The sequence below is a fragment of the Paenibacillus ihbetae genome (assembly GCF_002741055.1).
Taxonomy (GTDB): domain Bacteria; phylum Bacillota; class Bacilli; order Paenibacillales; family Paenibacillaceae; genus Paenibacillus_AQ; species Paenibacillus_AQ ihbetae.
Window position 1 is genome coordinate 91,947 of record NZ_CP016809.1, and the last position, 22,785, is coordinate 114,731.

At 51.9% G+C, this 22,785-nt stretch carries 21 protein-coding genes and 1 pseudogene; 10 read left to right on the forward strand and 12 right to left on the reverse strand.

The genetic code is table 11. The annotated features are described in order from the left end of the window. Positions 1–42: 42 nt before the first annotated feature. The 4 genes and pseudogenes from BBD41_RS00365 to BBD41_RS00375 all read right to left on the reverse strand — a co-directional run bounded on the left by BBD41_RS00365 (position 43) and on the right by BBD41_RS00375 (position 2,483). Positions 43–393, reverse strand: coding sequence for an NUDIX hydrolase (locus tag BBD41_RS00365; protein WP_250645310.1), 351 nt, complete (start codon positions 391–393; stop codon positions 43–45). After that, positions 320–553, reverse strand: coding sequence for an NUDIX hydrolase (locus BBD41_RS30445; RefSeq protein WP_250645311.1), 234 nt, complete (start codon positions 551–553; stop codon positions 320–322). Before BBD41_RS30445 ends, BBD41_RS00365 begins: the two co-directional genes overlap by 74 nt. Positions 554–656: 103 nt before the next feature. Next, positions 657–1,214 (reverse strand): annotated as a pseudogene (locus tag BBD41_RS00370) (GNAT family N-acetyltransferase). Positions 1,215–1,415: 201 nt separating this feature from the next. After that, complete coding sequence (locus tag BBD41_RS00375; protein ID WP_077566240.1) at positions 1,416–2,483, reverse strand: GntR family transcriptional regulator; 1,068 nt, start codon at positions 2,481–2,483, stop codon at positions 1,416–1,418. A 126-nt stretch (positions 2,484–2,609) separates the two neighbouring features. On the opposite strand from BBD41_RS00375, the gene BBD41_RS00380 reads away from it, so the two are divergent. Next, positions 2,610–4,655, forward strand: coding sequence for an RICIN domain-containing protein (locus BBD41_RS00380; RefSeq protein WP_099476336.1), 2,046 nt, complete (start codon positions 2,610–2,612; stop codon positions 4,653–4,655). Between the two features lie 379 nt (positions 4,656–5,034). Here BBD41_RS00380 and BBD41_RS00385 read toward each other — a convergent pair whose 3' ends face one another. Continuing rightward, positions 5,035–5,895, reverse strand: coding sequence for an AraC family transcriptional regulator (locus BBD41_RS00385; protein WP_335582728.1), 861 nt, complete (start codon positions 5,893–5,895; stop codon positions 5,035–5,037). Positions 5,896–6,021: 126 nt separating this feature from the next. On the opposite strand from BBD41_RS00385, the gene BBD41_RS00390 reads away from it, so the two are divergent. Next, positions 6,022–7,560, forward strand: a complete 1,539-nt coding sequence (locus tag BBD41_RS00390; protein WP_099476337.1) for a sulfatase family protein — start codon at positions 6,022–6,024, stop codon at positions 7,558–7,560. Between the two features lie 146 nt (positions 7,561–7,706). On the opposite strand, the gene BBD41_RS00395 is transcribed toward BBD41_RS00390, so the two are convergent. Beyond that, positions 7,707–8,240 (reverse strand): chromate transporter, encoded by a 534-nt coding sequence (locus BBD41_RS00395; protein WP_099476338.1) that lies wholly within the window; start codon positions 8,238–8,240, stop codon positions 7,707–7,709. A gap of 12 nt (positions 8,241–8,252) precedes the next feature. Then, positions 8,253–8,888, reverse strand: a complete 636-nt coding sequence (locus BBD41_RS00400) for a chromate transporter (RefSeq protein WP_167392950.1) — start codon at positions 8,886–8,888, stop codon at positions 8,253–8,255. Positions 8,889–9,147: 259 nt separating this feature from the next. On the opposite strand from BBD41_RS00400, the gene BBD41_RS00405 reads away from it, so the two are divergent. Next, positions 9,148–10,338: an ROK family protein gene (locus BBD41_RS00405; RefSeq protein ID WP_099476339.1), complete on the forward strand. Its 1,191-nt coding sequence runs from the start codon at positions 9,148–9,150 to the stop codon at positions 10,336–10,338. 225 nt (positions 10,339–10,563) lie between these two features. Here BBD41_RS00405 and BBD41_RS29700 read toward each other — a convergent pair whose 3' ends face one another. Beyond that, a complete protein-coding gene (locus BBD41_RS29700) occupies positions 10,564–12,627 on the reverse strand; it encodes a LuxR C-terminal-related transcriptional regulator (RefSeq protein ID WP_157929246.1) in 2,064 nt (687 codons plus the stop codon). 115 nt (positions 12,628–12,742) lie between these two features. Here BBD41_RS29700 and ilvB point away from each other — a divergent pair, with 115 nt between their 5' ends. Then, complete coding sequence (gene ilvB, locus BBD41_RS00415; protein ID WP_099476340.1) at positions 12,743–14,488, forward strand: biosynthetic-type acetolactate synthase large subunit; 1,746 nt, start codon at positions 12,743–12,745, stop codon at positions 14,486–14,488. Beyond that, positions 14,481–14,957: an acetolactate synthase small subunit gene (gene ilvN, locus BBD41_RS00420; protein ID WP_099476341.1), complete on the forward strand. Its 477-nt coding sequence runs from the start codon at positions 14,481–14,483 to the stop codon at positions 14,955–14,957. The genes ilvB and ilvN overlap by 8 nt, the downstream gene beginning before the upstream one ends. A gap of 132 nt (positions 14,958–15,089) precedes the next feature. Here the strand turns inward: ilvN and BBD41_RS00425 are convergent, their stop codons facing one another. After that, positions 15,090–15,917, reverse strand: a complete 828-nt coding sequence (locus tag BBD41_RS00425; protein WP_077566230.1) for a GNAT family N-acetyltransferase — start codon at positions 15,915–15,917, stop codon at positions 15,090–15,092. Between the two features lie 194 nt (positions 15,918–16,111). Here BBD41_RS00425 and BBD41_RS00430 point away from each other — a divergent pair, with 194 nt between their 5' ends. Continuing rightward, positions 16,112–17,035, forward strand: coding sequence for an NADP-dependent oxidoreductase (locus BBD41_RS00430; protein ID WP_335582729.1), 924 nt, complete (start codon positions 16,112–16,114; stop codon positions 17,033–17,035). 80 nt (positions 17,036–17,115) lie between these two features. Here the strand turns inward: BBD41_RS00430 and BBD41_RS00435 are convergent, their stop codons facing one another. From BBD41_RS00435 to BBD41_RS00445, 3 genes are all read right to left on the reverse strand, one after another. After that, positions 17,116–17,304 carry a hypothetical protein gene (locus BBD41_RS00435; protein WP_077566227.1) on the reverse strand — a complete coding sequence of 63 codons (189 nt, stop codon included), beginning with the start codon at positions 17,302–17,304 and terminating at the stop codon, positions 17,116–17,118. A 33-nt stretch (positions 17,305–17,337) separates the two neighbouring features. Next, on the reverse strand, positions 17,338–18,528 hold the full coding sequence (locus tag BBD41_RS00440; RefSeq protein ID WP_099476342.1) for an ArsA family ATPase: 1,191 nt from the start codon (positions 18,526–18,528) through the stop codon (positions 17,338–17,340). 65 nt (positions 18,529–18,593) lie between these two features. Then, positions 18,594–19,079, reverse strand: a complete 486-nt coding sequence (locus BBD41_RS00445; RefSeq protein ID WP_223260451.1) for a MarR family winged helix-turn-helix transcriptional regulator — start codon at positions 19,077–19,079, stop codon at positions 18,594–18,596. A 248-nt stretch (positions 19,080–19,327) separates the two neighbouring features. Between BBD41_RS00445 and BBD41_RS00450 the strand changes: the two genes are divergently transcribed. The 4 genes from BBD41_RS00450 to BBD41_RS00465 all read left to right on the forward strand — a co-directional run bounded on the left by BBD41_RS00450 (position 19,328) and on the right by BBD41_RS00465 (position 22,784). Then, positions 19,328–19,714 carry a hypothetical protein gene (locus BBD41_RS00450; protein WP_077566223.1) on the forward strand — a complete coding sequence of 129 codons (387 nt, stop codon included), beginning with the start codon at positions 19,328–19,330 and terminating at the stop codon, positions 19,712–19,714. A 114-nt stretch (positions 19,715–19,828) separates the two neighbouring features. After that, the gene (locus tag BBD41_RS00455; RefSeq protein ID WP_099476343.1) at positions 19,829–20,539 is read left to right on the forward strand and encodes a response regulator transcription factor; all 711 of its coding nucleotides are present in this window, start codon (positions 19,829–19,831) and stop codon (positions 20,537–20,539) included. Between the two features lie 4 nt (positions 20,540–20,543). Next, positions 20,544–21,611 (forward strand): sensor histidine kinase, encoded by a 1,068-nt coding sequence (locus BBD41_RS00460; protein WP_099476344.1) that lies wholly within the window; start codon positions 20,544–20,546, stop codon positions 21,609–21,611. 81 nt (positions 21,612–21,692) lie between these two features. Continuing rightward, on the forward strand, positions 21,693–22,784 hold the full coding sequence (locus tag BBD41_RS00465) for a hypothetical protein (protein ID WP_099476345.1): 1,092 nt from the start codon (positions 21,693–21,695) through the stop codon (positions 22,782–22,784). The last annotated feature ends 1 nt before the right edge of the window (position 22,785 follow it).

The following is a 22,785-nucleotide window of genomic DNA, read 5'->3' on the forward strand; positions in this document are numbered from 1 at the left end:
ACCAACAAGAATTCGATCCCAATGAACTAGTACATCACCCCATCAATAAAGACGGATCATTCCACGGAGCAAGCATTGCAAAACGGCAAATACCAGCTCCGAATCCTGAATCTCGTTCTGCTGAACCCGGTGAAGACACTCCTCAACCGGGATTCGGATCACTTGAATGCTCTCGTGATCTTCCGGCCGGGCTTCTCCTCGAACCAGAAGCTCTTCTGTATAGTAGACATGCGCGACCTCGTTGCAGCGCCAAGAAGCGGGATACATCCGTCCAAAGTAATGAAGTCGCCCGCATTCGTATCCGGTCTCTTCAAGCAGTTCACGCCTCGCAGCGACTTTCTGGATCCTCGCCTTGATGAACGCCTCCGCCAGGGAGCTGGATGACCAGCTCATTAACCGGGTTACGCTGCTGTTGGATCAGCAGAAACTCATCCTCCTGCTTGGCCAGCACGACGACCGATTCGGGGTGGTCCTTCGTAAAATATACTTTACCATGTCCGTCCGAATAAACGGAGACGCCGTTTCGACTTGCCACTAAATGTTTGGCATTCACATCGCTTCCTCCTCCGTTCAACGTTCGTCACTCCCGCTCTCGCCATCCTACAGCACTCATTCGTTCCCGCCGCACACTGCACCGCTTCCGTCCTCCCCTAACATCAGCGCTTATCGCTCCACTGTTCCTTTTGGGATCGGGCGAATTCATCTTTCAGAATCGAGAAGAGATACGAATCGTGAAACCGTTCCTTGAACCATAGATGCTGACGCAAATGGCCCTCCTGTTTCATGCCGATGCGGCGAAGTACGCCGGCCTATCCGGCGTTTCCTGGCCGGCAGGTAGCGTAAACTCGATGTACCCCGAGCGTCTCGAAACCGAAACGGCATATAGCCTCGGCCGCTTCCAAAGTATAACCCTGCCGCCAATAATCCCGGTTCAAGCAATATCCCATCTCGGCATTGGTATCCATGCGATAAATGCCACATCCACCGATTAGGGCGCCACCGTCTTTCAACGTGATCGCGAGCTCATAATTGTTCCTCGGCGTCTGTTCGCTGTATTGAATAACCATGCGAAGATATTGCAGCGTGTCTTCTTCCGTATTCGGTCCCCACATCGTGTGCTCGGTGACCATGGGATCGGATGCATAGCGGTGCACATCCGCCATATCCGTCATCGTAAACTCCCGAATGATCAATCGTTTCGTCTCAAGCCGCATCATATCCCATCCTCCCCTATATCACCTATTACCAGGTCCTTACTATCCCCTTATGTATTCCTTTACCAATACCGTTACAGCCATTGTACCATTTTCAAATTCCCTTCACCTGTTCCCGTGAAACAAGAAGCCTGCACCCGATCCGGCGCAGACTTCTTGTTATCGTAAGGGGCTAATGGATTGGATTGGTTGTTCCTTCCCTCAAGGTCTGGGAATCATCGTGTCCGTCCATTGGACGGGAACGACTTCACGCCGTGGCTCATAGGTCCCGCTAAGCTGTTCTGAGAGCAAATCGACGGCAATCCGGCATACGTCATCCAATCGCTGATGGACATAAGGTATACCTTCGAGATCCGGATCATCAAAGGCAGCCAGCAGGGGCGCGCTCCCCGTTCCCTGCCAAATTTCGCGAATCGCGTTATAGGCGTAGCGTGCCAGCTCCGCGTTAACGGCAAAGACAGCCGTGACATCGCTCCGTACCCGCAGAAAACGCTCGATTTCCTGTTGGCCGCGCCCTTCTCCGATCGTTTCCAGGTCCAGCATGCACCACAGCGTCTTGTCTATGGGCAAGCCCTGCTCCATGAAGGCGGCCTCAAATCCTTTAGCTCTATCGTCCGTAACCGAATTCGTAATTTCCGGAGACAAATAGGCAATGCGCGTGTGTCCAGCCGCAAGCAACCCGGATACAGCTTCTCGAACGCCGCCGTAATTGTCGGAGCTCACGCTGTAGGTCTTGATCTCCTTCAAGAAGCGGTCGACAAGCACCAATGGAACTTGGTCAAGCGACAAGCGCAATATCGCGGTATTGTAGCTTTCCTGCTCCACCGGAAAAATAATAAACCCGTCAACTCCCCGTTTCCTGAACTGCTCAATCGCTGTTGACTCTTCCTCCGGTGACTCCCGCGTAATGCGGAACAACAGGTCATATCCTCTGTCGGCACAATATCGCTCCAGCCCGTCGAGCAGCTGCTGATCAATCTTGGTTTTCATTGTAGGCAAAATAATCGCGATCGTCCGCTTCGTATCCGCCCCATGCTCCGGCCCTTCCTGAGAACCATGCTCCCGCACGAAGGTGCCTTTCCCCCGAAACCGCACGAGCAAGCCTTCCTCCACCAATCCGTTCAGTGCATTTTTGGATGTGATTTGGCTTACGCCGTATTGCTGAGCAAGCTCCTTCTCCGAAGGAACAAGGGCACCTGCCTGTAGCTCGCCACTCCGAATGCGGCCGCGGATGTCGTTTTGAATTTGTTTATATAACGGATGCTCCATGTTATACCTCGCTTTTACGTCGGTCCCAAGTGAAAATAATATATATTTAGTATATCTTAATTTATATTAACTGCGATACAATCCATTTTAGAAAGCGCTTTCTATAATGGATTGGGAGGTTTGCCAATGAATCAGAACCAAAGCTTATGGAAGAAATCGCTTGCCTTCATCGTTATCTTTGCGCTTGCTTTAACGGCATTTCCGTTATCGCCGGTCCATGCAGCTTCTACCGGCATGGCATGGGCTTCGCAGCAGACTGCCATTTATACTCCGCCTTCTGGAGGCGTATGGTATCCAAGGCTCCTCAAGCTGTCGCCAAGCGAATGGCTTGTATCCTTCGACACTAACGCCGGTGGAGGCAACACGCGCATCGTTGTCTCCAGGACACAGGACGCCGGCAAGACATGGAGTGCTCCGATCACAGCTGTCTCCAGCGCCGCCGGCAATGTGGGGAACGGTCAAATGCTGAGGCTGCCGAGCGGAGAAATATGGCTGGCTTACCGGCTCGTCGTGCAGAACGGCTCGACCTATGAGACCCAGCTAAACGTCCGGCGGAGCGTTGACAGCGGATATACCTGGAGCGATTTGCCCGGCGGATTGATCGGCAGTTCAACCGCCTCCGGCTTTAAAGGTTTGTGGGAGCCGCACTTGGAAATGATCAACGGCACGATTGCCGTGCTATACGCGGATGACAGCCCGGCGGCCGTCGGAACGACCGGCTTGCAAAATTTATATATGAAAACGTGGAGCGGCAGCGGCTGGGGCAATCGCATCACCGTCAGCGACGGAGTTGCAGCCGGCTCCCGCGACGGCATGCCGGTCATCACGCGAATGAACGACGGCCGATATATGACCGTATTCGAAGCCTCCGACGTTCCCGGCCATTCTTTTGTTATCAAATTTAAAATTTCCCCGGACGGCTTCAATTGGTCAGTCCCCCGCCAGACGATGTACGTGCCAAGCGGCAGCGGCAAAAAGGCGGGCGCCCCGTTCGTCGTAAAGCTCGCCGACGGCCACCTGATGGCGGCATTCCAGACCGATGAGAGCAGCGCCAATACGGGAGATCCCTACACCTCGATGCATACGATGATCAGCTCCGATAACGGTGCGACATGGCAGTATAAAACCAACGTTTTTCCGGTGTCCGATACGAAGTCTTCCAATTGGAACGCCCTCATGACCATTGATTCCACACGCGTCGCAGCAGTCACCAGCGCAACGTACCCTGCAAACGGCATCTATATGCGCTTTGGTCATACCGTGACACCGGCGCAGACGAATCTCGTCAACAATCCCGGCTTTGAAACGGCTAATGTAACCGGCTGGACCACGTACGGCGACGATTACCCCAACCGGATTCATATCCACGGCGTGAATGACAGTGTCGGGCTGCCCGCAGCAGAAGGATCTTACTTCGTTGGGCTCGCGGGGACAACCGGGCCATCGACTGCATATATCGGTCAGACGATAACCGGCCTTGATAACGGCACCTACACGATGCGTGCCCACATGCGAAGCAGCGGGAGCCAGAACAGCTGCGTCATGGAAGTGAAGGATTATGGCGGCAGCATGCTTCAAGCCGGCTGTCCTGTCACAACATCATGGACGCCGGTGACGATATCGAACATTCAAGTGACAAACGGCAAGGCAACGATCGGATTTTACGTGTCGAATTCATCCTCTTCCCAGTGGGCGGATCTGGATCGGGTTGAGTTCGTTCGGGAACAAATCACGGTAGCCTCTGGCCAAACGTACCGTCTCATGAACCCGAACAGCGAGAAAGTGCTGGAGGTTGACGGCTGGAGAACCGAGAACGGTTCGAATGTGATCCTGTGGGACGACCATGGCGGGGCGAACCAGCAATGGCGAATCACGGAGACTTCCGGGGGGAATTACAGCCTGATCAACATCCATAGCGGCAAAGCGCTTGAAGTCGACGCATGGGGAACGGACAACGGCTCGAATGTGACCATTTGGGACAATCATGGCGGAGCGAACCAGCTGTGGCGGATCGTCGATAAAGGTGGCGGTCTCTATAAACTGATTAACGTCCATAGCGGGAAAGCACTGGACGTTAGCGGCAGCGGCACGGCCAACGGGACGAACGTGCAAATCTGGCAGGACCTGAATAATGCCGCACAGCAATGGAAGCTGGTGCAGTTGAACTCGTAGCGTTCCGCAAGATCTATTCACGAACGGGGTCATCGTGGGATACTCGTTTGCGCTCCGTTCGTCGGTATTGGGCGTAAGGATGATTTAAGATTGGAATAAGGACGGAGAAGGCCGGACAGTCCCGAGAGGGGTGTCCGGCCTTCTTATCCTGCTCCAATGAATCCTTTCGAGCCTCCAGGTTCCTCGTTGATTCAGTTGCTGAAAACTGACACTAGCAGGCTATGACTTGGTTTCTGCAGCATCATTTTCGCCTCAGCGTGATACCTCCCGGTAAATCCAACCCCGCAACGCATTCTTTTACGGTTAATTCATCCAATATACGGCTGGAATGATTAAAACAAGATGGGTCGTTAGCGCTTGCAATAAAAACAAGCTCCGGCTAACCTTTCGCACCGGTTCGCATGGCCAGCGGAGGCATATTGTAATACATTTTGAAGGCTCGGGTGAACGTGTAGAGGTTCGGATAACCGAGGGACAATGCGATCTCGGTAACGGATGCGTCCGTCTCGGTAAGCAGGCGCTTCGCCTTTTCCATGCGGATGTTCTGAAGATATTTCTGCGGGGACACCCCGACTTGGCCGGCAAACACGTTGGAGAAATACGAGCGGTGCACGCCTGCAAAAGCGGCCACTTGCTGCACCGTGATCCCTTCCGTCGCGTGAAGATCCATAAAATCCATACACGCACGGATCCACCGCGAGGGTTCGCTTGAGTGGACCGGCTCTGTCTCGGGAATGAGCAGCGACATCAGCTCGCATACCATCCCTTGAAGCGCCAAAGAGACGGCCGGATGCCAGCGCTCGGTGCCAGCCATCTTATCAAGCGTTTTTGCCGCCGCTTCCTTGACCGGTGAAGTAAGCATTTGTTTCCCGTATGGTCGATCCGGCGTGATCCCGGCAAGCCCCAGCAGCCCTTTGACCCGGGTGCCGTCCACGGCAAGCCAATTCATTTGCAGAGGCGCATCGGATGCAAGCGCGTAATAATCATAGGTTCTGCCCGGGAACAGGCAAAACAGATCGTTCTTGCTGAGTTCCACCCTTTTGTCGCCGAAATCAAGGCATACCCTACCCTCTAGAACGAGATGAAGACTGTAACAATCAATTCGTTTCGGTCCTACCTTGTAATGGGCCTTGGCAATGCTTCGGCCGCCCCGGACTGGCCATAACTGCGCCTCCTTATCGAGGTAGCCGGGCGTGTAATAAATAAACTCGGCAAACTCGTGATCATATTCCTGCATCATCGATTGCCACCCTCCTGAAAGTATTGATGAAATCATCTAGATAACAAAATGACAATATGTAGACAACATAACGATATTCCTAAACCATTGATAATTCAATATTATCATAATGGGAGGGGATAAATTTTGTCTAGTCAACCTAACATTTTACTGATCACAAGTGATCAACAGCATTGGAATACGATCGGTGCCTTTCAACCGGAAATTTCGACTCCGAATTTGGATCGGCTGGTACGGGAAGGGACGACGTTCGAGCGGGCCTATTGTCCGAATCCTACTTGTACGCCCAGTCGAGCCTCCATCATTACTGGCATGTACCCAAGCCAACACGGCGCATGGACATTGGGAACGAAATTGCTGGAGGACCGCCATACGGTCGGGGAAGATTTCAGTGCGGCAGGATACAAAACCACGTTGATCGGCAAAGCTCATTTTCAGCCCTTGAAATCGACGCCGGAGTACGAGTCGAAAGAAGCTTACCCGGTCTTGCAGGACTTGGAATATTGGCGGAAGTTCCATGGACCGTTCTATGGCTTCGACCACGTCGAGCTAGCACGCAACCATACGAACGAGGCACATGTCGGACAGCATTATGCACTGTGGCTGGAAGAGAATGGATGTACTAACTGGCGCCAGCACTTCCTTCCTCCTACCGGCACAATGAATCCCAAGCAAACGTACAAGTGGCCGATTCCGGAACGATACCACTACAACGCGTGGATTGCCGAGCGTACGAACACCCGTCTCGAGGAGCACAACAAAACCGGAGACCCATTCTTCCTATGGGCGAGTTTCTTCGATCCGCACCCGGAATATTTGGCTCCGGAGCCATGGGATACGATGTACGATCCGGAAAAGCTTACGATCCCCGCGCTTGTGCCTGGTGAGCATGACCGCAATCCACCGCATTTCGGCATGACCCAGGAGGAAAATCCCGACTTCTCCGAATGGATGGAGACGGGATTCGGCATCCACGGTTATCGTTCCCATCATTACTATGAATACGGGGGCAAAGAACGGCTGACGGAATATGACAAGAAGAAGCTGGTCGCCGTTTATTACGGCATGATCAGCTTGATGGACAAATATATCGGCAGCATTCTGGATAAGCTGGACGAACTGGGTCTAGCCGAGAATACCTTGGTCGTATTTACGACGGATCACGGTCATTTCTTCGGCCAACATGGCCTGCAGGCCAAGGGAGGTTTTCATTATGAGGATTTGATCAAGCTTCCGTTCATCGTGCGGTATCCCGGCCGGGTTCCCGCCGGGAGAAGATCGAGCGCCATCCAATCCCTGGTTGATCTTGCCCCCACCTTCCTCTCCATCTGCGGACTGCCGATACCACCGTCCATGGCCGGCGTCGATCAGAAGGAAGTTTGGCTTGGCTCCCGGGAAAGCGCGAGGGACCACGCGATCTGCGAGTTCCGGCACGAGCCGACAACGATTCATCAGAAAACGTACGTAGATGATCGCTATAAAATCACAGTCTATTACAATCAAACGTATGGGGAAATATTCGACCTGAAGGAGGATCCGGGGGAGCTTCGCAACTTATGGAGCGAACCGGGGTACGAAGGGCTGAAATCGGAGCTTCTGCTCAAATATGTGTGGGCTGAGCTCGGGAAAGAGCCGATGCCGATGCCAAGAATCCATCATGCCTAAACCGCTTCTATACTAAATGCAATCTCTTGGCTTATGCCTTGGAAACTAAACAGGGGGCTGTTCGCTATGACTGGTTTGCCTTCGAGCTGCCCCCAATCTTTTTATTAAATCGCGTTATGGGCTATCCTTACCTGCCGAGTCCGATGTCAAAATAATACTATGCCCGCAACAGCGGACAGTAAAATCACCGCAAAGGGGTGTACTTTATACTTCGTCACCAAAGCAAGACTGCCCGCGCAGATCAGCAGCATTCCGACCATAGTCCAGCTCAGCGCCGCATCGCCGAGTCTTCCGAATCCGAAATGGACGGCGGCGTAAATGATCAGGCCGGTAACGATCGGACGCAAGCCGTAAAACGATGATTTGATCCACGCGTTGTTGTGCAGCCTCAAAAAGAATGACGAAATTAGAATGACGAGGATGAGCGACGGCAAAATGATGCCGACCGTGGCTATGATAGCCCCCAGAATACCGGCCTCCGAATAACCGATCAATGTCGCAGCATTGGTCGCAATGGAACCCGGCGCCATGCCGGCCATGGCTACGACTTCCTGGAATTCCTCGAGATCCGTCCATCCCCTGCCTCCCGCCTCCCGCTGGATCAGCGTGAGCACAGCATATCCCCCGCCGAACGAGACGAGGCCGACTTTAAGAAAGACGATGAATAGCTGCCATAGCATAAGGGTCCTCCTTCAAATATAATATTCCGGATAATGCAATTCCCGCTTATCTTCAGAAGGCGGCTTCTCCGTTCGAACGGCCATTCCTAGCTGGCGTTTGCACAAGATCACCGCTATTCCCGCTAACGGGCCGCCAAGGATGAGGTAAAGCGAATGGATATCCGTAAATAATAAGAGAAACACCGCAGACGCCGCGATCAACAGCGTGGCGGTATCCAGGATGGAGGACTTCCACATTTTACAGGCAGCAACGATAATCAGAGCCACTATCGAAGCATGAATGCCTTGGAGCGCAGCTGTCATTTTCTCGTTATCCTTAAAAATCGTGCTGAGGAGACTCAGAAGAAATACGATCATGAACGTGGGCAGCGTGATTGCAAAGACTGCCGTAACCGCCCCTAGGATCCCGGCAAGCCGATAGCCGATAAAGGCAGAGGAATTAACGGCAACCCCACCCGGAGCGGAGCCGGCAATGGTCACCATCTCCCCCATCTCTTCCTCGTTCATCCACCCTTTTTTATGAACGATTTCCTCCTCGATCATCGTGATCATCGAATAACCTCCACCGAACGTGGAAGGTCCGATTCTTATAAAAACGCCGAACAATTGCCCCAACAGCTTAAACCTTCGGATTTGCGCATCGTTCATCCGGCCTCACCCTTTATGCTTTAGTTTGTCATATTAGAATTATAGCACATTAATTCCATTTTGGTATTAAGTTTTATTTTTAGTGAGGAATATGTTGGCCAATCATCATGATAGAATCAAAAATCATATGAAACTCTTGTGTAATAATATCAAAATGATGTAAAGTCGATTAATCCGATGTCTTGTCTGGAAATAATACGACGATGCCGCTATACTTGATATACCCGACTAATGAACTTGGAAATGGAGAACGATACTTATGGTGGTTCATTCCAATCCTCCGCTTAAGAAGCAGGTTTACGATCGTATATCCTACCTCGGGACTGCCTCGAAAGTCGATTTGATGCATCATTTTTCAATTACCAGCAGCAGCATGACGCGTCTGCTTGAAGAGATGACTTCCCAGGGCCTGATCGTCGTCTCCGGTCTCGGGAGCTCTACCGGCGGCAGAAAGCCGCTCCTGTTTCAAACCAATCCGACATACCGGTATTTGCTAGGTCTCGATATTTCCCGTATTCATTCCGCGCTCGGACTATATGACATGCACCTAAACACCTTGAATGTGACACGCTGGAAAATGGACGACCACATGACGCCGGAGCGCTTGGTCGACCTGGTCGCATTAGAAGCCGGGAAGGTCCTCGCCGCCCGCGGAATATCGGCAGAAGATGTCCTCGGAATCGGGATCGGGGCGGTCGGTCCGCTGGATCAGAGCCAAGGCTTGATACTCGAGCCGGAGTTCTTCCCGGCTTCCAGGTGGAAGAACGTTCCGATTTGCGACCTGCTTCAGACAAGACTTGGGATTCCCGCCTTGCTCGACAACGGTGCCAATACCGCATTGATTGGCGAGCATTGGGCGCTTCGAGCCCACAACATACAGCATGCCCTTTACGTGCACGCCGGCGTTAATATCCGGTCCGCCGCCATGTCGGGCGGTCAAGTTCTACGCGGGGCCGTTGACACCGAGGGGGCTGTCGGGCAAATGATCATCCAGGCCAACGGCCATCGCCTGCGCGATAAAGGCAACTATGGCGCTTTGGAGGCCTTCGTCTCGGTTCCCGCGCTGGAAGAGCGCGTCCGTACCCAACTCAAAATCGGGCGTTACAGCATACTGTCCGGCATGCCGCCGGAGCAAGTGAACTTCTCTGCGCTGATCGACGCTCTTAGGAGCGGGGATCCGCTCGTAACCGAGCAATTCTCGGAAACCGCCGCATACTTGGGGATCGGGCTGGCCAATCTGATCAATGCGCTTCATCCCGAATACGTTATTTTAGGCGGGCCGCTGATGACCGCGCACCGGATCGTGTTCGACAACGCCGTGGAAATCGCCAAGAAGAACACTTACCATTATCCTGAATACAATCCGGTCTTCACACCCGGGATTCTAACCGATGAAGCTGTCGCTACCGGTGCAGCGATTATGGTCCTTCAAGCGTGGGATGGCGAATGAGCGGGGAGCTCCCCAGCCGCACAAAGAAGGCGCTGCGAATGCAGCGCCTTCTTCAATAAACCTTCACCCTTTTCCAAAAATAACGATTCTGCAGGCAATCTAACGGTATTCCTCCCGTAAATGGAGAGCACTCACAAAACGCCTTGTCTTTCGTCAGCCCCTCTGATATATACCTGTCTATCCAATATAAATAAAACCTTCGGTTAACTAATCTCGCGGTTCCTTCTAAGGTTGGCGGGTAGGGCCCGATTCTGTTCGCGACCGCAGCAGTTCCGCAGCAATTTGCGTACGGTTCTTCAGCCCAGTCTTGTACAGCATGGCATTCAGATGCTTCTTGACCGCCGCCTCGCTAATAAACAATGCGCTGGCAATTTCCTTGTTGGTGGCCCCCAAAGCAATATGTTCGGCCACTTCAAGCTCTCTCGGGGTCAACTGATTCAGCAGTGAGTCCCCCACTGCTTGCTGATTCATAGGATGCTGTTCTCCTATGGCGACAATCTTTTCTCTTAAATTCGCCGTCTTCTTAAGAAACGCATCCAATCTGCTTCCGCGAGTATCCAAACGATACGCTGATGCCTGAATGCCGCAGCTATAGATATAAGGATCCTCAATCCCGATTACGGGTTCAAACCCCATGCTGATATGGGAATCCTGGTAAAAAGGAAGCTCCGGGGGGCAGGCAATAAGCAAAGCTCCCGATAAAACGAGTTCCATAATCAGATTCACACTGTCCGAGCGCAAATCGCGGCTTTCGGGGTCGATCACATCTACGGCAAATATAAACTTGCATAACCCACTTTCCTGCAGATGATGCTCCCCCGTCAACTTCCGGAAATAAGGGCCCGAAATCGGGTTCCGAAGTAAATAGGGCAGCGTTTCAGGCCGAACGGGCGGCATTGCCGCTATCCCGAGCACTTCACCGTCCGGTCCCCGAAGCAGACGGAACGAATCCAGCCCAAATGCGGCCAATTCGGCAGTGTCCCATCCGGTTAGCCGAAGCAGTCTCTCATGTGCTGTTAACTCATAACGAAACCACTGATCGCTGTCCGGATCGGAGCAAATAATTCTCGCTGACTTGGCCGCCGCTTTCCGCTGCTCGATATAGTTCTCCATCTCCAGAAAGGTTTGATCCGTCACCGGCTCCCAATAATTTGCCGAGCTGCGATTATGCCGAAAATGCGCGCGTAGAATCGGATGGCCTGAATGGCTGATCAGCTCGTATATGTCCGGAGCTGCGGCCGATCCTTCCGCCATTTTTAAACGAACGCGTTCGTTAAGAACAGCAGTCAATCGCTCAAGATACAGCTTGAACGTATCCGGCTGCCGTTTCCGAAACGTTTGCCGCGCAGCGTCCCGAACCAGATCGTGAAGCTGCCACCCCCGGGAAGAGCTTCGGACAAAGGAAAGCTTGATCAATCGCTCGAATACATCGCCAGAAAGCGGTGCTTCCATCACCCGCTGCAGCATTTCGAGATCGAAGCTTCGGGGAATGGATGCCGCGTATACCAAAGCTCGGAGCGTTTCGTCAGGTACCTCCTCTAGCCAGTATGGAAGCAGTTCCGCATGCATTTCTTTTTTATCGCTGTAGTGGAATTGGCCGCTTCCCGCGTTAACGGCGAGCAGAGACAAGGATAGCGGATGCCCTGACGAGATCAGCCACAGCCGGTCGATCAGAGCGTCGTCCGTAACTCCTTGTCGCTGGAGATAGATTTTTGCCTCCTCATACTGAAATTCGCTGATCGGGAGGTCGATGATCAATCTCCTCCATAAGGAAGACAGCTTCCAGGGGCTGCCGAGCGGATACCTCCCTGCAATGACAATCAGCTGATTGGCCCCGAGACGGGGTAATAAGGTTTCGCGAAGCCATGGATCAATACTTCCTGCTTCTTCGTATTGGTCCATGGCCAATACGATCCGTCTCCCCTGTGTAAGGCTGTTCAAATGCTCGATTATCTGTTCCGCAAGCATTGTAGACCGAGCTGCATCCACGGTGCTTATTTCAAATTCCCCGCCCAAGCTGGATGCTAAGTCTTTCAAAAACAGCTCCGGGTTACCCATATAATCGCGCATGTCCATCAGCGCAAACCCCGCCCCTGCAGTCTCCGCCAAACGTCTGAAATGCGTCAACAGCGTCGTTTTGCCAATTCCGCCTGTACCGTGCACATTTAAAATCCGTGCCGTTCCTTCGGTCCCGGCCTCCAGCATTCTGCTAAAATACCGGCATTCAAAGCTTCTTCCCGTAAATTCCTCGGCGCCTAGCCTGATCATGACATCTCTTATCGTTTCCATCTTCGGTCCGCTCCCGGTAAATTCTTAGCCAAAAGTATACTATTAAAGTAACAGGATGGGTAGTACTCGCTTCAGCACCTGCATGTTACCGTGTAGTTGAAGGGAGTGAACAGCCATGAATCCAACGGATCGTAAACGATTGTTACAAAGGGATCGAATCAGCGGATCGGAAATCCTGCTGCGGACCCTGCTGCTTGAAGGGGTGGAATGCGTCTTTGGTTACCCTGGGGGTGCCGTGTTGTATATATACGATGCGATGCACGGTAATCCGGACTTCAAGCATATTCTGACCCGGCATGAACAAGGAGCCATTCACGCCGCAGATGGGTATGCCCGCGCCACAGGCAGGACCGGCGTTTGCCTGGCCACATCGGGACCAGGCGCAACCAATCTGATCACTGGGATTGCTACCGCTCATATGGACAGCGTTCCGCTGGTCGTTATCACCGGCAATGTGGCTACCACACTGCTTGGCACAGACGCATTCCAAGAAGCTGATATCGTCGGCATGACCCAACCAGTGACCAAACACAGTTATTTGGTGCGATCTGCACAAGAGCTGCCCCGGGTACTTCGTGAAGCTTTTTATTTGGCGAATTCCGGACGTAAAGGACCGGTATTGGTTGATATCCCGAAGGATGTGTCCGCTGAAACGACTGTGTTCCTGTACCCTGAAGAAATCTCCATAAGGGGTTACAATCCGGTTCCCGATGTTTGCCCGGACCAGGTCGCAAAGCTGGCGGCCGCACTCCGGGCTGCGAAGAAACCTCTCCTTCTCGCGGGAGCAGGGGTTATCCATGCCGGTGCCGAGCACGCGCTGGTTGAGCTGGCTCATCGCTTCGGCATTCCAGTGACGACTACGCTGCTGGGAATCGGGGGTTTTCCATCCGATGATCCCCTATCGCTCGGCATGGCAGGCATGCATGGAACTTACGCCGCCAACCGGGCGCTGTTGGCGTGCGATTTGCTCGTCTCGGTCGGCTCCCGATTTGATGACCGGGTGACCATGCGGCTTGACGGATTCGCACCACAGGCGGTCATAGCACACATTGATATTGATCCTGCCGAAATCGGCAAGCTGGTGACTTCGTCCATCTCCGTTAACGGGGATGCCGGCACGGTACTCCGTGCACTGCTTGATGTGCTGGGGACGGATCCAGGACCGCACAGCTTTAACCATACCAGTCCATGGCTTGCCGAATTAAACCAGCTCAGTAGGGATTACCCTCTCCGCTACCGTCAAGATGGACAGGAACTCAAGCCGCAATACGTGATTGAGATGATTGCCGCCACCACCGGAGGTGAAGCCATTATCACGACCGATGTCGGGCAGCATCAAATGTGGACCGCACAGTACGGCCGATTCAATCATCCCCGGACCCTGATCACATCAGGCGGCCTCGGTACGATGGGCTTCGGTTTTCCTGCTGCCATCGGCGCACAGATCGGCAATCCCGGACGCACGGTCATATCGATCAACGGTGACGGCGGGATGCAGATGTGTGCACAGGAGCTGGCGGTGTGCGCCATCCATCACATCCCCGTGAAGATCGTGGTGATCAACAACCGCACGCTGGGCATGATCAAACAATGGCAAGAGCTTGTTTACGAGGGGCGCCACAGTCATATCGATTTGTCGGGCAGTCCGGACTTTGTCAAACTTGCGGAAGCTTATGGCATAACGGGACTGCGGGCGCATACACCGGAAGAAGCCCAGCGGGCATGGGCGCTTGCCATGAAAACGCCAGGGCCCGTTCTGATCGATTTTGTGGTCGATCCGGATGAGCTGGTATACCCAATGGTGCCGCAGGGGATGGCACTTAGCGATATGATAACGGGGGAAACGATAACGAATGGATAGGCATACCATTTCTGTATTGACGAACGATCATCCCGGCGTACTGCAGCGGGTCGCCAATCTATTCAGCCGCCGAGGCTATAACATCGAGAGCATCACGGTAGGCGGCTGTGAAATCGAGAATTTGTCACGGATGATAATCGTCGCTGCGGGCAACCGTCAAATGCGTGATCAGCTGATCCTGCAGTTAAACAAGCTTATCGATGTCATCCAAGTCACTCCGCTTGATGCCGCGCCCAAGCTCTCTCGGGAATTAATGCTCATGAAGCTGAGGGCGACACCTGGGCAGAGACAGGAGATTATTTCTATTGCAGAGACTTTTCACTGCACCATCGCCGATGTAGGAATGGAGGCGCTCATCGTACAGGTGGTCGGCAAGACTGCTCAAAACAATGCCCTCCTTCAGCTCCTGAAGCCGTATGGCCTGCTTGAGTTGACGCGAACCGGCGAAACCGCCATGAGCCGCCCATAGCGAATAAGAGAAAAGGCAGCCAAAGGCGAAATTTCACCTTGGCTGCCTCTTTCCTTTTTTTAATGATAAAGACAACTTGATATTTAAGCCAGTCCGATTGTTTAAGACATGGTTACAATAAATGAGCATCCGCTATTCCCTTCCCGGATAGCTATAGTAATCTTGTGTATGTACGGCTTTGAAACCAACGGATTCATATAACCCTAACGCATGCTCGTTCTTCGTTTCGACTTCTAGGTGTACCGAATATCCGGCAGCGCTTAGTTCTTTAATGACTTGGCGCAATGCCTGTCTCCCGATTCCCTTGCCTTGATATGCCGGCAGGACCGCGAATCCATATATCCAAGCCTGCCCCTCTTCTTCCCGGCTTACCCGCAGCTTACCAACGGTTTCTTCATTCACAACAATCATGCGCATGTCCGTATGATCCGCGAATGTTTTATTTTCCATCGCTCTGGCGTCTGCTTCGTCCATGCCGAACGCTTGAACGGATATTTGTACGCTCGTTTCGTAGTCGTCGATCGCAGCCTGCCGCAAAACAAGGCCGCCCGTTTCCTCGAGGTGACATTCCTGCCATTTCATTTGATGCTCCGAGAACGCATACTTAGCGCCTTGTTTCTTCAAAAAGGATTTTGCCGCATCCGATCCTGAAGGTGCATTCAACAAAATTTTCTTGTATCCGCTTAGTTTGATGTGCTCCATGGCGCGATCAAACAATCGCTGGAAATATCCCTTACGCCGCTCGCATGGTTTTACCATGCCGCAAACCTCGACGGTGGAACCAAAAGCATACAAACCTAGAAACGCTACAAGCTCGCCTTGTTCATACTGCAAATAATCCAACGGGTCGGCTGTGCGCTCTCTGAGCATTTCCCAATTCAGCTTCAGCTGTACATGATCATGGCTTTCACACTCTTTTTGCAATTGCTCGATGTCCACTAATTGTTGTGTAGTTAACATGTTTTCTCCCCTCGCGAAATCGTCTGATTTCAATTATATCGGGTTTATCTGTTCAGGGATATGAATTGTTATCCAGCAACAGGACAGGGCTTCACCGTTTAGCATCAGGGTATCAACCGGATCGCAGTTGCCCATAATTATAAAAATATGCTCAAGCCCGTGCTTGTTGCCCAACAATCGAGGTGTGAATGGATATGAAAGCTATCATAATTGAACAATATGGCGGAAAAGAACAGTTAAAAGAAGCGGATGTTCCAAAGCCTGCTCCAGGAGAGCATCAAGTCATCGTAAAGCTTCATGCCACTTCGATCAATCCGATCGACTGGAAGCTTCGTGAAGGGTATCTCAAGACCATGATGCCGTTTGATTTCCCGATTATTCTAGGATGGGACGCTGCTGGTGTCGTCGATGAAGTCGGCGCACAAGTGACGAAATTTAAGGCTGGTGACCGGGTCTTTGCCCGTCCTGAAACAACGAACCGGGGAACCTATGCGGAATATACTGCCGTAGATGCTCATTTGCTCGCCAAAATACCTGAGAATTTATCCTTTGAAGAGGCAGCCTGCGTCCCGTTGGCCGGTTTAACGGCATGGCAGTGCGTATTCGACTTTGGTAATATTCAAAAAGGCCAAAAGGTTCTGATTCATGCCGGAGCAGGAGGCGTCGGCACATTCGCCATCCAGCTCGCCAAGGAGGCTGGGGCTTATGTAGCAGCCACAGCGGGAACCCATAATGTGGATTTATTAAAGTCGCTGGGTGCCGACGAAGTGATCGACTACAAAAAACAAGACTTTGAGAAGGTTCTCCGCGAATATGATTTTGTCCTTGATTCGCTGGGAGGCGAAAACCAAGAGAAGAGCTTTACCGTCTTGAAAAACGGCGGCAAACTGGCATCGATCGTGTCTGAGCCTGATCCAGAAAAGGCGGCGCAGAAAAACATAAAATCAGGCAATGTCTGGCTGAAACCGAATGGCTCGCAATTAGCAAGGATGGCTGAGCTTTTAGAACGAAACAAACTTAAGGTTATCATTGGGCACCGATTCCCATTATCCGAGGAAGGGATCAGAGAGGCCCATGCCATTAGCGAAAGTCATCGCGAAAGGAAAAATTGTTATTGAAATAAGGTGAATAATCACTGAAGGCTATCCCGGAAGGAATAGCCTTCAGCGGGAACAGCTTCATGCTCCCGAGTGATTCCCTATTCGTCCGTAATATTGATTTTGCGGGCGACAGGGGCTTCTCTTTCCTCCTCGATCGTATCGATGACGCTGTCGATCACGGATCGCGAAGCAAGCAGCCACTCCTTGACGGCGTTTTTCACATGCTCCTTCGTTTGATGCCGCTCCAGGTTTGCCAACAACAGCTCCAATCGAAGCATTTTTTCCATGACTCGTTTCCTCCTTTGCGCTCCCGCTTCTTATTAATCCTGCATACGCTTCTCGAGATCCCGTTTGCCAAAACGGATAACAAGCCGGTCCTCCGCATATCTTGCACCTGCCACTTGGCGGTTCATCAACGTTCTTGGCAGGATGACCTTGCGTTTATAAGCACCGGCATCTACCGTCAATTCGTCGCCCGTCTGCGTCAAATTCAGATTGGCCTTATCGATGAAAGGTATCGCAAGCTCCAAGAGCATTTCTCCGTCCTCCTCCCGAATCGACTCCGTTCTGCCGTGGTAAAACATAGCGGATGGATCCCGGTCTGCATAGACGATATCTGCTAATTCTCTAAGAACGGGGATGCCGATGATTTCCTTTTGCATCATAGGGGCCTTCAGAATCGGAAGAGGCTGGAAGTTCGAGACGATTTCTTCCTCATATTTCTTTTGAATGTCCCGCCAATGCGCGAAGAATCCTTCTCCTGCCTCATCCGGCAGCACCCGATTGACGATAATGGCATCCGTATTGAACCCGAACAGATTCAAATAGGTAAAGGAGCGCTTCGCTTCGGCCAGCACCATCTTCTCGGGATTGAGCACGATCCTGACCGACGTGGTGTCCGAATCCAGGACGAGCCGCTGCATTTCTTCCAATCCCCGCGCCAATCGCTCGATGCTGTCCAGCACGTCATCCGATGGAAGATCGATATCCTTAACAATTTTGGCAACCGGCCTCACGATTTTGATCAGTTTGCGTTCGGTCGGGAAGATTTTCTCCAGCCACCAATTCAATACGTTTGGATAGCTTAGCAGCCGCAGCGTCTCTCCGGTCGGGGCGCAATCCACCACCAGGACATCAAACTTCCCGCTTTCAGCGTGCTCCTTGATTTTCAGCAAACTGAACAGCTCCTCCATGCCGGGGAAAACCAGCATTTCTTCCGTCGTGACATCTTTAAGCTGCGCTTTGTCGAGTAATTGGGTGAGCCAGACCTGCACGGTTCCCCAATTGCGCTCCGTCTCGCGGATCGCGTTCACCTCCTGCCCCCACAAGTTATCGCTGATTTGCACCGGATCGGGACCGATCGGTACTGCCAGGGAATCCGCTAAACTGTGCGCTGCATCTGTGCTTAGAATCATGGTTCGCTTGCCTTGCCCGGCCATTTTCACTGCCGTTGCCGCCGCGATGCTGGTCTTGCCGACTCCGCCTTTGCCCGTGTAGATGATGATCCTCAAGTCAACCCGCTCCTTTTTAGTACGATTTCGTAGTAATTGATCGGAAAAATCCGGTATTTAACCGGTTATTCCTCAATCTGAATCTTTATTGGCTGGCGCTTTACTTCTTGAGGTGTAACAGGTCCTCCATCCTGGAAGACTTTAGCGGCCTTGAACAGAAGTGACGTGAGTTGTTCCAATTCTTCCGGCGTAAATGCCTCCTCCAATCTGCCAAGCAGCGCCATCATGATTTGTTCCCATTCTTTCGCCAGCTGCAGCCCTTCCTGCGTCAGCGTGACGAGCTTCACCCGTTGGTCTTGCGCAGATGTAGCTCGTGCGATCAAGCCCTTGCGTTCAAGCCGCTTAGCAATGCTGGTCATCGAACTTAATGGTGCCCCCATCTCCGCAGCCAGCTCCGACATGGTCAAATCTCCGCGCAGGAGCAAAATAAGCAGCGTCGACATATCTGAGCGGGTCACCTTTTGTTCGAGCTGAAGCGTATCGGTCATAAAAGGGAACGGACGCAGACCGGTCTTCAGGAAGAGATCGTATAGATGTTTTATACCGGTCACTCCTTTAGGTTCGACTTCACATCATTATGTCTTGCGCCTATTTTAATACGATATCGTAATAATTTCAACAGCTCCTCCGATTTTTCTTGTAACCATATCCAGCAATGGGCGGAGACCAAGCCAATCAGGCACTTTCACGATTAAAGCTGGCGTCGAAAATTACTCGTTGACACGTTTTCGCGCACAATGATACATTGGATCCATCATTTACTACGAAATCGTATTAAAAATAATGGAGGTGCTTGAAAATGGATTGGAACAGCATTGCATTGACGGCAGCGGGAGTCATTGGCGGCGGTACGGCGGTCATTCACGGCGTTGTGATGCAGCGGATCATCATCAGGCCGATTGAGGCAGATTTTGCGGCGAATGGGCGGATCTCCGGAACGCTGCAAAAGCTCATAGCACTGCTATTGCATGTTAGCACTTTTAACTGGCTTCTGAGCGGAATCGCCTTAATTGCGGCAGCCATCTGGTTCGAGCACGACGTAAGACTTGTGGTCGGTCTGCTTGCCTGCAGTTCTTTTCTGTATGGTGCGATCATTGCGTTTTGGTCAATTCGCCGCGCTCATCCTGGGGGGATCTTAATGAGCGCGGCGTGCATTCTGATCGTCTTGGGGCTTACCGCGGGCTAGAAAGAGGCAAGGCACTATTCCGAGCATGCAGGAGATTTATCTGGATTGCCGTACTTAAATATAAATCGGATTGTTAATCAAACAGCATCCCTGTTCAAAAAGGAGACCTTAGTCATGCGGAGCGAAGCCATATTGTTAGTGGATGATGAGGAAGGTATTTTGGTCATGCTTGAAAATTTGCTTCGAAAAGAAGGATTTATCGATATCGTCAAAGCCGGTTCTGCAGTTGAAGCACTCAATGCCGTGCAAGCAAGACGTTTCGACATGATCGTTCTTGACGTCATGCTGCCGGACATGGATGGATTTTCGCTCTGCACGGAAATGCGCAAAACCATCACGACTCCGGTTTTGTTTCTGACTGCCCGTTCCAGCGACCTGGATAAGCTTCGTGGGCTGTTCTTGGGCGCGGATGATTATGTAACCAAACCATTTAACCCTTTAGAAGTTATCGCGCGGATTCAGGCACATTTGAGGCGGAGCATGATCGTTGAATCCCATCATAAATACGCCGAAGAACTTTATCAATTCAAGACATTTACCGTCAACCGGTCAACGGGCCAACTCATTATCAATCAAAAGGATACGCCATGTCCGGCTAAGGAATTTGAACTTCTCCTCTATTTCTGCAAGCACCCCAACCGGGTATTTACAGCCCAGCAGCTATACGAGCAAATATGGGGCATGATGGTTCATGGTGATGAGAAGACGGTCGTCATTCATATTTCAAGGTTACGCAAGAAGCTGGAAGTCGATCCGGCTAATCCTAAGATCATCGTTACGTTAAGAGGAATCGGATACAAGTTCGTTCCGCCGTCGGGAGGCTAACACCATGAACTTTATGCTTCGCATCGCTCTTCAGTTGCTGGCGGCTTTCGTTTTTCTATTGATTTGTATTCAAGTGATCATCATCGGGGTTGCCTGGTTATTCTGGCCGGAGCTGATTCGGACCGGTAACACTTCGAATCATTACGAAATCTTCGTGGTCGTCTTGTGCAGCGTTCTCTTTGTTGTTACTTTGCTTGTGATCGGATGGTATCTGGGAAAGCCGCTCTACATCATGATTGTCTGGATCAGGCGGCTGGCTAGCGGGCGGTTCGATCCGCCAACGGCCTGGAACAATCTTCGCTCCCATCACAAAGACAGGCTGAAAATTCCGTATGCGATTTACAAGGAAGTGTTCGAGCACTTGCGAATGCTTGGCAGCACGCTCCAAAACAACGAGAAGGCGCTGCGTGAAGCGGAACAATCGAAAAAGGAATGGATTCGAGGGATCTCTCACGATCTAAAAACACCGTTAACCTATATTTCCGGTTATTCCGCGATGTTGGTTCACCCTGATTATCGGTGGAGCGAAACGGAGAAAAGCGATTTTCTTTCGGTCATTCAGCAGAAGGCCGCGCACCTGCAAGAACTGGTTGAGGATCTTAATGAAACGGTTAATGGTCCGATTCCTCTAAATGCCGAGAACACGGATATCGTTGAACTCGTGCGCAGAACGGTAGCGGATGTCAGCAGTGCTCCTTGGGCTGCCAGGTACGCATTTGTCATGGATTCGGAGCCGGAACAATTATCGATCAGCTGCGACCCGAAACTCATGACACGTGCTATTCGGAATTTGCTCGTCAATGCCGTCGTCCATAATCCGGAGAATACCCAGATCGAGGTTCGGATTAAACTGCTACATCATCGCATTGCGGAGATTCGAATCAAAGATAACGGGGTCGGATTCAGCCAGCTTACGGAGCGAAATTCGATTCAACCGACAAACGAACATGCAGGGCTTGGATTATCCATTGCAAAGAAATTCATCGAGGCGAACGGTGGAAACATCATTGTCCAAAGCTCTCTTGGTGAAGGGACTTCAATATTGATCAGGCTGCAGGCAGAGCACATTTAGGGTGAAGTTTTGTTCCCGTTTACCTCGTGTTTACCCAGGCTTCTTATACTTATCGTAACGATGTATAAGGAGGCGTGATCAATGAATCCCGCACATGAAAAGAATGTATCCTCCGCCTTGCCGGATCAACCGAAAACCTCAGCGCTGCATTGGTGGAGACGCTGGCCGGAGTGGGTCCCTTACGCGACGATCATTTGGACGCTCACCTACGGCGCGCTTGGACTATACTGGTGGGCAGGTGGCCCGGGCTTCCCGCTAGGCTTGGTTAATGATCCAGGTGCGGCCCACTCTCTGTTTCGGCATGCAGCAGCCGCTAACGGCGGGCTTGTTATCGCTTGCCTGTGTTTACTGGGAGCATTGGCCCTGCTCTTATTAAATCGGAAAGCCCGCGGGATCACCCGAGCAATCATGCTGCTATACGCTTGGAGCGGAGCCATGGTCCTTTGCTTTGCGATCCCTGATCCCCGCGCCCTGATAGGGTTGGCTTATGCCCCAGTATCTTTAATCGGAGCCGTATTCGGACAGTCATTACACTATCTCGATTTCTTCATATGGCCGGTCGTGAACCAATATATCTGTTTGATCGGCGGGGTGTTATGGGCCGCATCGGCTTTGATCTACCAGCGCCACGCCCGCGATGCTTGCAGGTATTGCGGACGAAGCAAGGAGCATACGTTACGGCGGATGAACGCAGTGAATCGTTTGGGAAGATGGGCCACCTTTGCAGCGATCCTTGCCCCACTTTATTATGATATCACTCGCATAGCCTGGCTGTTCGGTATTCCTTTTGGAATCACCGATGAAATGCTGTACAGCCTGCAAGCTTCAGGCGCAGATTGGGCCGGTGCCGGACTTGCCTTGGTCTCGATCGGAGGTGCCTTTCTCACGCATGGACTTATCAAGCCTTGGGGGGAAAGCTTCCCCCGTTGGTTCCCAATCTTGGGTGGTCGACGCGTGCCTCCTGCCTTAGCCGTCATTCCTGCCGGATTCGTGGCAATCCTCTTAACGGTTACCGGCATTCAAGTCATTCTTGAGTTTACGATGAGTGGTGATTTTCAAAATTGGGGAGGCACAACGCCGCTTCTGCTTATGCCAATTTGGGGGATTGCTCTGGGGACAGCAGCCATTTGCTACTACTACCGGAGGCAAGAGCAATGCCGTCAATGCACATGAT